Here is a 12,034-nt window from a genome sequence, read left to right as displayed (position 1 = left end):
GGGGATTCATCCCCGTTGGGGTGCGAAGCAGCCCCATGATGAGACGCTTGAGGCAGGCTGAAAGATCGTGCCCGCTGTATTTGGGGCCGCTTCGCGCCCCAGCGGGGATGAATCCCCTCGCCACAAAGTCACAAGCCTCTGTTACAGAGGCTTGCAATATCAGCGCCGGCGCTTGTCGATGGAGTACACGAACGGCGCCGTCAGTTCGATGGTGCCGTTGGTCAGCAGCTCAGGCGGTGGCTTGGGCAGTGGCTGGGCGCGGCGGATCATTTCCAGGGTGGCCCTGTCCAGCGACTCCGTGCCGGCACTGCCCACCAGTTCGAAGGACAACACGTTGCCGTTGCCATCCACCACGAAGCGCAGGCGGTTGGTGCCTTCCTTGTTCATCTGCTGGGCCCGGGGCGGGTACTTCTTGTACTTGCCCAGGTGCGCCAGCAGAGTGCCTTGCCAACTGGCCTTGGCCGCCATTTGCGCCGGCGAAGGACCAGGGGCCGGTTGCGCCGATTTCTCGGTCGGCGCCTGGGTTGGCTGGGTGTCGCTCGGCTTCTGCTCCGACGGTTGTTCCTTCGGCGGTTCGGGTTTCTTCTCTTCCACCGGTTTCGGCTTGGGCGGTTGCGGCTTGGGCTTGGGCTTGACCGGCTTGGGCACGGCGATTTCCGCCTTCGGCGCTTCGGCAAGCTTGGGCAGCGGCAGTTCCTCCACCGGCTCTGGCGGTTTTGGCGGGGTGACGACTTTCGGCGGCGCCGGCGGGGGTGGCGCGGGCACCGGCGCCAGCTCGACCATCATCGCCTGGGGCGGCAGCTCGATGGGCGGGCGGGAGGTCCAGTTCAGCGTCAGCGCGATGGCGAGCGCATGCACGCCCAGCACCACGGCCAGGCTACCGCTGTAACGCGTCAGCTTTTGGCGCGTCGTGATCATTTCTTCGGCGCCGTCTCGAGTCCGACCAAGCCGACCTTCAGGTAGCCGGCACCGCGCAGGGCGTCCATCACACTCATCAGGTCGCCGTAATCCACGCCTTTATCGGCCTGGAAGAAGATCGTCGTGTCCTTCTTGCCTTGGGTCTTGGCGTCGAGGGTCGCGCCGAGGTTCTCGGTCTTGACCTCGTCTTCGCCGAGGAACAGGCGCTGGTCGGCCTTGACGCTGAGGAACACCGGTTTTTCCGGGCGCGGCGATGGCTTGGCCGTGGAGGCCGGCAGGTCGACCTTGATGTCCACGGTGGCGAGCGGAGCGGCCACCATGAAGATGATCAGCAGGACCAGCATCACGTCGATGAACGGCGTGACGTTGATTTCGTGATTCTCGGCCAGATCGTCGTCTGCGCCTTCTTTCAAATGCAGGCCCATGGCCGATTACCCCACTTTCACCATGTGCGGTTGCGAACCACGCTCGGGTGGCAGGTGGTCGAGGTCGCGGCTGACCAGCAGCAGGACTTCGGCCGAGGCGTCGGAGACCTGGGCCTTGTAGCCGGCGATGGAGCGGGCGAAGACGTTGTAGATGACCACGGCCGGGATCGCCGCGACCAGGCCCAATGCGGTCGCCAGCAGGGCCTCGGCGATGCCGGGGGCCACGACGGCGAGGTTGGTGGTCTGGGTCTTGGCGATGCCGATGAAGCTGTTCATGATGCCCCACACGGTGCCGAACAGGCCGACGAACGGTGCGGTGGAACCGATGGTGGCGAGCACGCCGGTGCCGCTGCTCATGTTACGACCGCAGGCGGCGACCAGGCGCTCCAGGCGGAAGCTCACGCGCTCCTTGATGCCTTCCTTCTCGCGGCTGTTGGCCGACAGGCGCATCTCTTCGAGCGCGTCATGGACCAGCAGGTTGGCCAGCGTCCCTTCCTTGGCGGCGGTGGCGCTGGCTTCCTTGAGGGTGGTGGCCTTTTTCAGCGCGGCGATCTCGCCCCGCAAGCGGCGCTTGGCGCCCAGCAGCTCGAAGCCTTTGGCGATCCAGATGGTCCAGGTGATGATCGAGGCGATGGCCAGGCCGATCATCACGATCTTGACGATGATGTCGGCGTTCTTGTACATGCCCCAGGGCGACAGGTCATGGGCCATGCCCAGTGAGTTGTCGGCCTTTTGTTCTTCTTCCATCTGCTTGGCGGCTTCACCGAGCCCAGCCAGAGCCTTTTGCACTTCAGGCGGCAAGGATGAAGTGTCGACGCTGCCGTCGGGGTTTCTCGGCACGTCTGCCTGGGTATTGGCCGCGGGCTCATTGACGGTCGCAGGGGCGGCCTGATCGGCGAAGGCGGCGGCAGGTGCCAGCAGCAGGCCGAGCAGCAGGGCTGCCATGGCGCGCCAGGCGCGAGGTCGGTTGGTTGGCGAAGCGGATAATAGGGCGTGTTTCATGCTGGCCGGACCTGAGAGGAAAAAAAATGGATGTTCTTCCAGGCCTCGTGGGGCCGAGAACAAAAGTGGCGTGCATTATTGCAAGTAATTCTTGTTAACAAAAGTAATAGAGTATCTTTTTTTCCTTCATTGCTAGCCGCTCATCCCTTTGCGAGGCTAGTCTGCGGCTTTACTAAAGGAGATGTTGATGTCCGCGCCTTCTGTTTTGATCGCCGGCTGCGGCGATATCGGCGGCCGGTTGGCTCGCCGGCTGGTGGCCGAAAACTGGCAGGTCCATGGCCTGCGACGTACGGTCGCGCACCTGCCCGCCGGGGTGAACGGTGTGGCCGGTGATCTGTTCAGCGCGCAGTGCCCGGCCGACTGGCCCACCGGGCCGCTGGATTACCTGGTGTATAGTGCCGCGGCCACCGACCATGACGAGGCCGGCTATCGAGCGGCCTACATCGAGGGGCTTGAGCATGTGCTGGGGTGGTTGAAGCAGCACGGCCAACAACCACGGCGCCTGCTGTTTGTTTCCAGCAGCAGTGTCTATGGGCAGCAGAAGGGCGAGTGGGTCGACGAAAACTCGCCCACCGAGGCGGGGGGGTATTCCGGCCGGCTGATGCTTGAAGCCGAGCAAGTGGCGCTGGACAGCGGCATTCCCGCCAGTCGCGTGCGCCTGACCGGCATCTACGGCCCAGGCCGTGAGTGGCTGTTGAGCCAGGTGCGCCAAGGCTATCGCGTTGTCGTCGACCCTCCTCTGTACGCCAATCGCATCCATGCCGACGATGCAGCGGGTTTGCTGGCATTCCTGCTGGAAGCGGATCGCCAGGGCAAGAGGCTGGACGATTGCTACATCGGGGTCGACGACGCTCCGGCGCCGCTGGCCGAGGTGGTGGGCTGGTTGCGTGAGTACATGGGCGTCACCCAATGGGCCGAAGACGCCAGCGTGCGCCGTGCCGGCAGCAAACGCTGCAGCAACGCCCGGGCGAAGGCGTTGGGCTGGACACCGCAGTATCCGAGTTTTCGCGAGGGGTATGCGGCGATTCTGGAAGGGCGCTGCTGAATTCCATAGCCCCAGAACAACTGTGGGAGCGGGCTTGCTCGCGAAGGGGCCTGGCATCGACTGTCTTCGTTGACTGTCGTGCCGCCTTCGCGAGCAAGCCCGCTCCCACAGGGTTGTTGCTGCTGGGTCGGGCTACTGCTTCTCCAGCACCCAGCGCCGGTCACCGGGCGTGAACGACGGCATTTCATCGGCCAGCGCGGCGTTGATGGTCTGGAAGATTTCCAGTTTCTTGCCGTCGCGGGCGAAGATCCAGGTGTTGCCCTGGCCGTTCTGTTGCAGCCAGATGTTGTCGTTGCCGCCGCTCATGGAGGCGCAATCGCCCGCCAGGCACAGGGCGTAGCGATCAGCGCCCGGCAGGCCGCTGACCTGGCCATCGGGTTGGAACTGCACGGTCGCGCCTTGGCCGGGGCCGTTGACGATGCGCCAGGTGCCGCCGAGGTAGGCGGCGTACAGCGCTCGCTCGAAGCTGGCGCCGATGGGGGCGCCGTCCGGTACCTGGACTTGTGCGCGGTCGAACACCTGCTGCGGTTCGTTCTCGTTGGCGGCCTGGTTCAACTGGTCGCCGTCGCGTTTCAGTTCGCTGGCGGAACTGCCGTAGAAGTCGACTTTCCATGCCCCGTCTTCTTCGCCCAGCAACTTGCCTTCGACGTTTTCAAAACCGTTGGTGTAGCGTGCCTGGCCGGCCCGGGTGTTGATGTCCCATTCCAGGTTCGGGCCATAAGCCTGCAGCGCTTCGCGAAGTGGGCCGCCTTTGGCGGCAGCGTCGATGGCGGCCTGGTTGATCCAGGTGCCGCTGATGTCACGGTCGGCAGGGTCGCTGGCGCAGCCGCCCAGGAACAGGGCGACCAGCGAAAGAGCAAGCGCATTGCGCATGGTGGAATCCTTTCAAGACGAAAACGGCGCAGCGGGGGGACGCTGCGCCGGCCTGATTACTCGATGACCAGGATCGCGTCCATCTCAACCTGGGCGCCCTTCGGCAGGGCTGCCACGCCGATGGCCGCGCGGGCAGGGTAAGGCTGGTCGAAGTACTTGCCCATGATCTCGTTGACCTTGGCGAAGTGGCTCAGGTCGGTGAGGAAGATGTTCAGCTTGACGATGTCCTTGAATGAACCGCCAGCGGCCTCGGCCACGGCCTTGAGGTTTTCGAAGACCTGCACGGTCTGGGCTTCGAAGCCTTCCACCAGCTCCATGGTTTTCGGGTCCAGGGGGATCTGGCCCGACATGTACACGGTGTTGCCCGCCTTGATCGCCTGGGAGTAAGTGCCGATGGCGGCCGGGGCCTTGTCACTGGTGATAACGGTCTTGGTCATGAATGACTCCTTGTAATGAACAGGCTACGCGCGCATCCGGGTGATGCGGATGACGCCGGTCAGGGCGCGCAGTTTCTTGATCACGCGGGCCAGGTGCACGCGGTCGTGGACGCTGACCACCAGTTGGACGACGCTGATGCGACCATCGCGCTCGTCCATGCTGATTTTCTCGATATTGCCGTCGGCGGCGTTGACGCTGCTGGCCAGCAAGGCGATCAGGCCGCGCTGGTGCTCCAGCTCGACCCGCAGCTCGACGTTGAATTCGCCGGTGACATCCTTGGCCCAGGAGAGCTGGATGCATTTTTCCGGGTTGTGGCGGATTTCGCTGATGTTGCGGCAGTTGTCCAGGTGCACCACCATCCCCTTGCCGGCGGACAAGTGGCCGACAATCGGGTCGCCCGGGATCGGTGTGCAGCATTTGGCGTAGCTGAGCACCAGGCCTTCGGTGCCGCGAATCGCCAGCGGGCCTTCGGGGCTCGGCAACTGTTCGCCTTCGCCGAGCAGGCGGCGGGCGACGACGTAGGCCATGCGGTTGCCCAGGCCGATGTCTTCGAGCAGGTCTTCGATCAGCTCGAGGCGGTATTCGTGGAGCATCACCTGCACGCGCTCGGTCGGGATCTTGTCCAGCGAGCTGTCGAAGCCGTTCAGTACCTTGTTCAGCAGGCGTTCGCCGAGGTTGATCGACTCGGAGCGGCGTTGCAGTTTCAAGGCGTGGCGGATGTGCGTGCGTGCCTTGCCGGTGACGACGAAGTTGAGCCACGCCGGGTTCGGCCGGGCGCCGGGGGCGCTGACGATTTCCACCGTGGAGCCGCTTTGCAGCGGTTCGGACAACGGGGCCAGGCGGCGGTTGATCCGGCAGGCGATGCAACTGTTGCCGACGTCGGTGTGCACTGCGTAGGCAAAGTCCACGGCCGTGGAGCCCTTGGGCAGCTCCATGATCCGGCCCTTGGGCGTGAAGACGTAGACCTCGTCGGGGAACAGGTCGATCTTGACGCTCTCGATGAATTCCAGGGAGTTGCCGGCGCGCTGCTGCATTTCCAATACGCCCTTGACCCATTGCCGGGCCCGGGCGTGGGTGCTCTTGGGCTGTTCGTCACCGCTGGATTTGTACAGCCAATGGGCCGCGATGCCGTTGTTGGCCATCTCTTCCATTTCGCGGGTGCGGATCTGGATTTCGATGGGTACGCCGTGCATGCCGAACAGCGTGGTGTGCAGCGACTGGTAGCCGTTGGCCTTGGGGATCGCGATGTAGTCCTTGAAGCGCCCCGGCAGCGGTTTGTACAAATTGTGCACGGCGCCCAATACGCGATAGCAGGTGTCGACCTTGTCGACGATGATCCGGAACGCGTAGACGTCCATGATCTCGTTGAAGGCCCGGCGCTTGCCGCGCATTTTCTTGTAGATGCCGTAGAGGTGCTTCTGCCGCCCGCTGACGTCGCCTTCGATGCCGTCGATGGCCAGGCAATGGCTCAGGGACTCTTCGATCTTGTTGACGATTTCCTTGCGGTTGCCCCGGGCGCGCTTGACGGCCTGGTTGATCCGCGCCGAACGCATCGGGTGCATGGCCTTGAAGCCCAGGTCTTCGAACTCGATACGGATGGCGTGCATGCCCAGGCGATTGGCGATGGGCGCGTAGATCTCCAGGGTTTCCTTGGCGATGCGGCGGCGCTTTTCGCCGGACAGTACTTCCAGCGTGCGCATGTTGTGCAGGCGGTCGGCGAGCTTGACCAGGATCACGCGAATGTCGCGGGCCATGGCCATGGCCATTTTCTGGAAGTTCTCGGCCTGGGCCTCGGCCTTGGTCTCGAAGTTCATCTGGGTCAGCTTGCTGACCCCGTCGACCAGCTCGGCCACGGTTTCGCCAAACTGCGCCTGCAGCGCTTCCTTGGCGATACCGGTGTCTTCGATCACGTCATGGAGCATGGCCGCCATCAGGCTCTGATGGTCCATGTGCATGTCGGCCAGGATGTTCGCCACGGCAAGCGGGTGCGTGACGTACGCCTCGCCGCTGCGGCGGCGCTGGCCGTCGTGGGCTTGTTCGGCGTAGAAATAGGCTCGGCGGACCAGATTGACCTGGTCCGTGCCGAGGTAGGCCGATAAGCGATCGGCGAGGGCGTCTATGCTCGGCATGATGATGACTCCTGCCGTCTGCTGTGACCCCGCGCCGTGCTACGTCGACCAGGCATAGGCTTAGACCGCCTCGTTGGACTCGTCCTCGAACGCTGCGAACAGCGGTTCGTCCTCGACGATTTCAGCGTTGGCGATGAACTCGTAGCTCATCAGGCCTTCGGCGATTTCACGCAGCGCTACCACGGTAGGCTTGTCGTTTTCCCACTGGACCAATGGCTCTTTGCCGCCGGTGGCCAGTTGACGGGCACGCTTGGTAGAGAGCATGACCAGCTCAAAGCGGTTTTCCACGTGTTCTAGGCAGTCTTCAACGGTTACGCGGGCCATGGTATTCCTCGGAGCGAATGCAATATGCGCGCTGCCCGGTTGGGCGAGCGGACTCGACAGTTTAAAAAAACACCAGCGTTTAGGGAAGCGCTGATTTTTTGAGCAAGCCCTCGGCGCGCTGCGAGTACCAATGTAAAGCTGTCGCAGCGGTTTTGGGAAGGGCTTCTCAGCCCAGCAGTTCGGCCAGCAATTTACCGAAACGCTGCTGCTGGCGTTTCTGCTGCAACTGGCTGGCGCGGAAAATCGCCTTCAGGTCGTCCAGCGCGTGGGCGAAATCGTCGTTGATGATCAGGTAATCGTAATCGACGTAGTGGCTCATTTCGCTGACCGCTTCACGCATCCGCCCTTCGATGATCTCGTCGCTGTCCTGGCCTCGGTTGGTCAGGCGCTGGCGCAAGGCTTGCTGGCTTGGCGGCAGGATGAAGATCGAGCGGGCCTGGGGCATGAGCTTGCGCACCTGCTCGGCGCCTTGCCAGTCGATTTCCAGGATCAGGTCGTGGCCTTCGTCCAGGGTCTGCTGCAGGTAGCTCTGCGAGGTGCCGTACAGGTTGCCGAAGACTTCGGCGCGCTCGAGGAAGTCGCCGTGCTCGGCCATCCTCACGAACTCTTCGCGGTCGACGAAGTGATAGTTCACCCCGTTCACTTCGCCCGGGCGCATGGCGCGGGTGGTATGGGACACGGAGACGCGGATCTGCGGCTCGGCGTCTATCAGGGCCTTGACCAGGCTGGTCTTGCCGGCGCCCGAAGGCGCGGAAATGATGTACAGGGTGCCGGTGCTGTGGGTCATGTCGGGTTAGCCTTACTCAATGTTCTGTACTTGTTCGCGCATCTGCTCGATCAACACCTTGAGGTTGACCGCAGCCTGGGTGCTGCGCGGGTCGAAGGCCTTGGAGCCCAGTGTGTTGGCTTCGCGGTTGAGTTCCTGCATCAGGAAGTCCAGGCGGCGACCGGCCGCGCCACCGGACTTGAGCACCCGGCGGACTTCGATGATGTGGGTGCTCAGGCGATCCAGTTCTTCGGCCACGTCGCTTTTTTGCGCGAGCATGACCATTTCCTGTTCCAGGCGCTGCGGGTCCAGCTCGGCCTTCATGTCGGCAAAGCGGTCGAGGACTTTCTGGCGCTGGGTGGCGAGCATCTGCGGAACCAGTTCGCGCAGGGTGCTGACGTTTTCTTCGATGGCGGTGAGGCGCTCGTTGATCAGCCGGGCCAGTTCCGCGCCTTCGCGCTCACGCCCGGCCTTGAGTTCCTTCAGACCTTGGTTGAACAGCGCCAGGGCCTCGGCGTTCAGTGCCTGCGGATCGCTGGCGTCACCCACCAGCACGCCGGGCCAGGCCAGTACTTCCAGCGGGTTCAGGGCGGCGGGGTTGCTGATCAGGCTGGCAACGGTTTCGGCGGCAGCCACCAGTTGCGCGGCGCGTTCGCGATCCACCTGCAAGGGTTTGCCGGTGCTTTCTTCGGTAAAGCGCAGGGTGCATTCCAGCTTGCCCCGGGACAGGCCCTGGCGCAGCGCTTCACGCACGCCGCCTTCCAGGTCGCGGAAGGATTCGGGCAGGCGCAGGTGCGGTTCCAGGTAGCGACTGTTGACCGAGCGCAGTTCCCAGCTCAGCGTGCCTTGAGCCCCGGCTTTTTCGACGCGGGCGAAGGCGGTCATGCTGTGCACCATGGAGGTTCCTCGCATTGCAGGCCGACACGACCTGAGAATCTGTGGATTGAGCCCGGCGGGCAGCAAAGGCGCAGGATTGTAGCGCAGTGAAGCGTGTGCCCCCAAACCGTGCCTGTGACAAAGCGCTGCAGCCCGTCGGCCGGGCGTTTGAGAGACTGCGCTCGTCGCGCCGGCTTTTTAGAACTGCCCTCGCGCGGCACACGGCTTTATAATGCCGGCAGTTTTCCGTCCTCAGTACAGGTGTTCCCTATGAAACGTCCAAGTGGTCGCGCTGCCGATCAGCTCCGCTCGATCCGCATTACCCGCAACTACACCAAACACGCCGAGGGCTCTGTACTGGTCGAATTCGGTGATACCAAGGTGATCTGCACCGTCAGCGTCGAGAACGGCGTGCCGCGGTTCCTCAAGGGCCAGGGCCAGGGTTGGCTGACCGCCGAGTACGGCATGCTGCCGCGGGCCACCGGCGAGCGTAACCAGCGCGAAGCCAGCCGTGGCAAGCAGGGCGGGCGCACCCTGGAAATCCAGCGCCTGATCGGCCGTTCGCTGCGCGCCGCGCTGGACATGTCCAAGCTGGGCGACGTGACCTTGTACGTCGATTGCGACGTGATCCAGGCTGACGGCGGCACCCGCACCGCGTCCATCACCGGCGCGATGGTCGCGTTGGTCGATGCCTTGAAAGTGATCAAGAAGCGTGGCGGCCTCAAGGGCGGCGACCCGCTCAAGCAGATGATCGCCGCGGTGTCCGTGGGCATGTACCAGGGCGAGCCGGTCCTGGACCTGGACTACCTGGAAGACTCGGCTGCCGAGACCGACCTGAACGTGGTCATGACCAGCGCCGGCGGCTTCATCGAAGTGCAGGGCACCGCCGAAGGCGCGCCGTTCCAGCCGGAAGAATTGAACGCTATGCTGGAACTGGCGAAGAACGGCATGAGTCAGATCTTCGAATTGCAGAAGGCCGCCCTGGCTGACTGATCGATTCACGCTTCAGACAAGGAGAGCGACATGAGTGATGAGCCAGTCCTGCTGCCCCAGCCGAGCAAAGAGGCGCGTCAATGGGCAATGTTTTGTCACCTGTCCGCCTTGCTGGGGATCTGGATTCCGTTCGGTACGCTAATCGGGCCGCTGGTGCTCTGGCAGCTCAAGCGTGAGTCCGACCCGTTCATCGATGCCCAAGGCAAGGAAGCGCTGAACTTCCAGATCACCGTGGCGATCGCCTCGGCGATCAGTCTGCTGCTGATGATCGTGGTGATTGGCTTCTTCCTGTTCGGTCTGGTGGCCATTGGTGCGTTGGTGTTGACCATCATCGCCGGGGTCAAGGCCAATGAAGGACAGCCGTATCGGTATCCGTTTACCTGGCGGCTGGTCAAATAGCGATCAGCTAGCGCCTTGCCCTGTGGGAGCGAGCTTGCTCGCGATTGCGGCTGTTCATTCAATATCGATGTTGGCCGATCCATCGTCATCGCGAGCAAGCTCGCTCCCACCGTTGATTTTCAGTGGCCACAAAAAAACCGACATCGACTGTCGGTTTTTTTGTGGCTGCGAAACGACACTCAGATCGTCAGCGTCCAGTCGTAGTCCACGATCAGCGGCGCGTGCTGCGAGAACCGAGGCTGGCGCGGCAGGCGAGCGCTGCGTACGAAGCGGCGCAGGCCGGGCGTCAGCAACTGGTAGTCGAAACGCCAGCCGAGGTTGAGCATCTCGGCCTGCTCGCTGTCCGGCCACCAGCTGTACTGGTCGCCTTCGCGGCTGACTTCGCGCAGGGCATCGACATAGCCCATGTTGCCAATGATCTCGTCCATCCAGGCCCGTTCCGGCGCCAGGAAGCCAGGAGATTGCTGGCTGTCGCGCCAGTTCTTGATATCCAGCTTCTGTTGCGCCACGTACAGCGAGCCACAATAGATGTACTCGCGACGTTTGCGTCGCTGTTTATCAAGATAACGGGCGAAGTCGTCCATCAACTTGAATTTCTGATTCAAATCTTCATCGCCGTTCTGTCCCGAAGGGAGCAGTAAGGTCGCGATGCTGACCTTGTCGAAATCGGCTTGCAGGTAGCGCCCGTAGCGGTCCGCCGTCTCGAAACCGAGACCGTTGATGACAGCCTTCGGTTGCAGCCGCGAGTACAAAGCCACGCCACCCTGGGCGGGGACTTCGGCATCGCAGGCATAAAGGAAGTAACCATCCAGTTGGAAGGCTGCATCGTCCAGTTCAAAGGCGGAGGCGCGGGTGTCCTGCAGGCAGATGACGTCGGCATTCTGTGCTTGCAGCCAACTGAGCAAACCACGCTCGACTGCAGCCTGAATACCATTGACGTTCACACTGATGATCCGCATAAATGGCCCCAAAAATCACGTGCGTGTATGATACACGGCGTGTACCTATTTAGCTAAATCCGCGGTATTTGAGGCTTTTTTCATGCAGGCGTATCAGCGCGATTTCATTCGTTTTGCCATCGATCGCGGGGTTTTGCGCTTCGGTGAGTTCACCCTCAAGTCCGGACGCACCAGCCCGTACTTCTTCAACGCCGGCCTGTTCAACAGCGGTTCGGCCCTGGCGCAGCTGGGGCGTTTCTATGCAGCGGCCATCGTCGAGAGCGGTATTGCGTTCGACGTCCTGTTCGGCCCGGCCTACAAAGGCATCCCGCTGGCCGCCACCACCGCCGTCGCCCTGGCCGAGCATCACGAGCGCGACCTGCCCTGGTGTTTCAACCGCAAGGAAGCCAAGGCCCACGGTGAAGGCGGCAGCCTGGTGGGCGCGCCGCTGACCGGCGACGTCCTGATCATTGACGACGTGATCACCGCCGGCACCGCTATTCGCGAGGTGATGCAGATCATCGCTTCCCAGGACGGCGCCAAGGCCGCCGGCGTGCTGATCGCGCTGAACCGCCAGGAGCGTGGCAATGGTGAGTTGTCGGCGATCCAGGAAGTGGAGCGCGACTTTGGCATTCCGGTGATCAGCATTGTGTCGCTGACCCAGGTGCTGGAATTCTTGGCTGATGACCCCCAGCTCAAACAGCATTTGCCGGCGGTTGAGGCTTATCGGGCGCAGTTCGGCGTCTGATCGGCTTGCACAATCCCTTGTGGGAGCGGGCTTGCTCGCGAATGCGATGGCAAATTCAACCTTGTGTTGACTGACCTGCCGCTTTCGCGAGCAAGCCCGCTCCCACATAAGTTTGCCTTGACCGGTAAACCGTGAAAAAAAGACCCCGCTCAACCAGGTT

The 12,034-nt window shown here is 62.8% G+C and carries 14 protein-coding genes; 4 read left to right on the top strand and 10 right to left on the bottom strand.

The window, feature by feature from the left end; genetic code table 11:
* Positions 1-159: 159 nt before the first annotated feature.
* Genes V3H56_RS26815 through exbB form a run of 3 tightly spaced genes read right to left on the bottom strand, consistent with a single transcriptional unit; the run spans position 160 to position 2,345 of the window.
* Complete coding sequence (locus V3H56_RS26815; RefSeq protein ID WP_042731272.1) at positions 160-918, bottom strand: TonB family protein; 759 nt, start codon at positions 916-918, stop codon at positions 160-162.
* Complete coding sequence (gene exbD / locus V3H56_RS26810; RefSeq protein ID WP_042731271.1) at positions 915-1,343, bottom strand: TonB system transport protein ExbD; 429 nt, start codon at positions 1,341-1,343, stop codon at positions 915-917. The genes V3H56_RS26815 and exbD overlap by 4 nt, the downstream gene beginning before the upstream one ends.
* 6 nt (positions 1,344-1,349) lie before the next feature.
* Complete coding sequence (gene exbB, locus V3H56_RS26805; RefSeq protein WP_042731270.1) at positions 1,350-2,345, bottom strand: tonB-system energizer ExbB; 996 nt, start codon at positions 2,343-2,345, stop codon at positions 1,350-1,352.
* Positions 2,346-2,532: 187 nt separating this feature from the next.
* Here exbB and V3H56_RS26800 point away from each other — a divergent pair, with 187 nt between their 5' ends.
* A complete protein-coding gene (locus V3H56_RS26800) occupies positions 2,533-3,390 on the top strand; it encodes an NAD-dependent epimerase/dehydratase family protein (RefSeq protein WP_338474036.1) in 858 nt (285 codons plus the stop codon).
* A 132-nt stretch (positions 3,391-3,522) separates the two neighbouring features.
* On the opposite strand, the gene V3H56_RS26795 is transcribed toward V3H56_RS26800, so the two are convergent.
* The 6 genes from V3H56_RS26795 to V3H56_RS26770 form a co-directional block, all read right to left on the bottom strand.
* Entirely contained in the window at positions 3,523-4,263 is a 741-nt protein-coding gene (locus tag V3H56_RS26795; RefSeq protein WP_123579234.1) for a hypothetical protein, read from the bottom strand.
* A gap of 56 nt (positions 4,264-4,319) precedes the next feature.
* Positions 4,320-4,700, bottom strand: a complete 381-nt coding sequence (locus tag V3H56_RS26790) for a RidA family protein (RefSeq protein WP_014340863.1) — start codon at positions 4,698-4,700, stop codon at positions 4,320-4,322.
* Positions 4,701-4,724: 24 nt separating this feature from the next.
* The gene (spoT, locus tag V3H56_RS26785; protein WP_042731267.1) at positions 4,725-6,830 is read right to left on the bottom strand and encodes a bifunctional GTP diphosphokinase/guanosine-3',5'-bis pyrophosphate 3'-pyrophosphohydrolase; all 2,106 of its coding nucleotides are present in this window, start codon (positions 6,828-6,830) and stop codon (positions 4,725-4,727) included.
* A gap of 60 nt (positions 6,831-6,890) precedes the next feature.
* Positions 6,891-7,154 carry a DNA-directed RNA polymerase subunit omega gene (gene rpoZ, locus V3H56_RS26780; protein WP_003177259.1) on the bottom strand — a complete coding sequence of 88 codons (264 nt, stop codon included), beginning with the start codon at positions 7,152-7,154 and terminating at the stop codon, positions 6,891-6,893.
* 166 nt (positions 7,155-7,320) lie between these two features.
* A complete protein-coding gene (gene gmk / locus V3H56_RS26775; RefSeq protein ID WP_047735756.1) occupies positions 7,321-7,941 on the bottom strand; it encodes a guanylate kinase in 621 nt (206 codons plus the stop codon).
* A 12-nt stretch (positions 7,942-7,953) separates the two neighbouring features.
* Positions 7,954-8,817 carry a YicC/YloC family endoribonuclease gene (locus V3H56_RS26770; RefSeq protein WP_338474035.1) on the bottom strand — a complete coding sequence of 288 codons (864 nt, stop codon included), beginning with the start codon at positions 8,815-8,817 and terminating at the stop codon, positions 7,954-7,956.
* A gap of 249 nt (positions 8,818-9,066) precedes the next feature.
* Between V3H56_RS26770 and rph the strand changes: the two genes are divergently transcribed.
* Both rph and V3H56_RS26760 read left to right on the top strand, forming a co-directional pair.
* Entirely contained in the window at positions 9,067-9,789 is a 723-nt protein-coding gene (gene rph, locus V3H56_RS26765; protein ID WP_042731264.1) for a ribonuclease PH, read from the top strand.
* Between the two features lie 30 nt (positions 9,790-9,819).
* Positions 9,820-10,188, top strand: coding sequence for a DUF4870 domain-containing protein (locus V3H56_RS26760; protein ID WP_042731263.1), 369 nt, complete (start codon positions 9,820-9,822; stop codon positions 10,186-10,188).
* A gap of 179 nt (positions 10,189-10,367) precedes the next feature.
* On the opposite strand, the gene V3H56_RS26755 is transcribed toward V3H56_RS26760, so the two are convergent.
* Complete coding sequence (locus V3H56_RS26755) at positions 10,368-11,147, bottom strand: exodeoxyribonuclease III (RefSeq protein ID WP_042731262.1); 780 nt, start codon at positions 11,145-11,147, stop codon at positions 10,368-10,370.
* A gap of 82 nt (positions 11,148-11,229) precedes the next feature.
* On the opposite strand from V3H56_RS26755, the gene pyrE reads away from it, so the two are divergent.
* Complete coding sequence (gene pyrE, locus V3H56_RS26750; RefSeq protein WP_047735758.1) at positions 11,230-11,874, top strand: orotate phosphoribosyltransferase; 645 nt, start codon at positions 11,230-11,232, stop codon at positions 11,872-11,874.
* The last annotated feature ends 160 nt before the right edge of the window (positions 11,875-12,034 follow it).

Origin of the sequence: Pseudomonas sp. MS646, from assembly GCF_036693845.1 — a bacterium.
Lineage (GTDB): Bacteria > Pseudomonadota > Gammaproteobacteria > Pseudomonadales > Pseudomonadaceae > Aquipseudomonas > Aquipseudomonas chlororaphis_E.
This window is presented reverse-complemented; position numbering and strand designations above follow the sequence as displayed.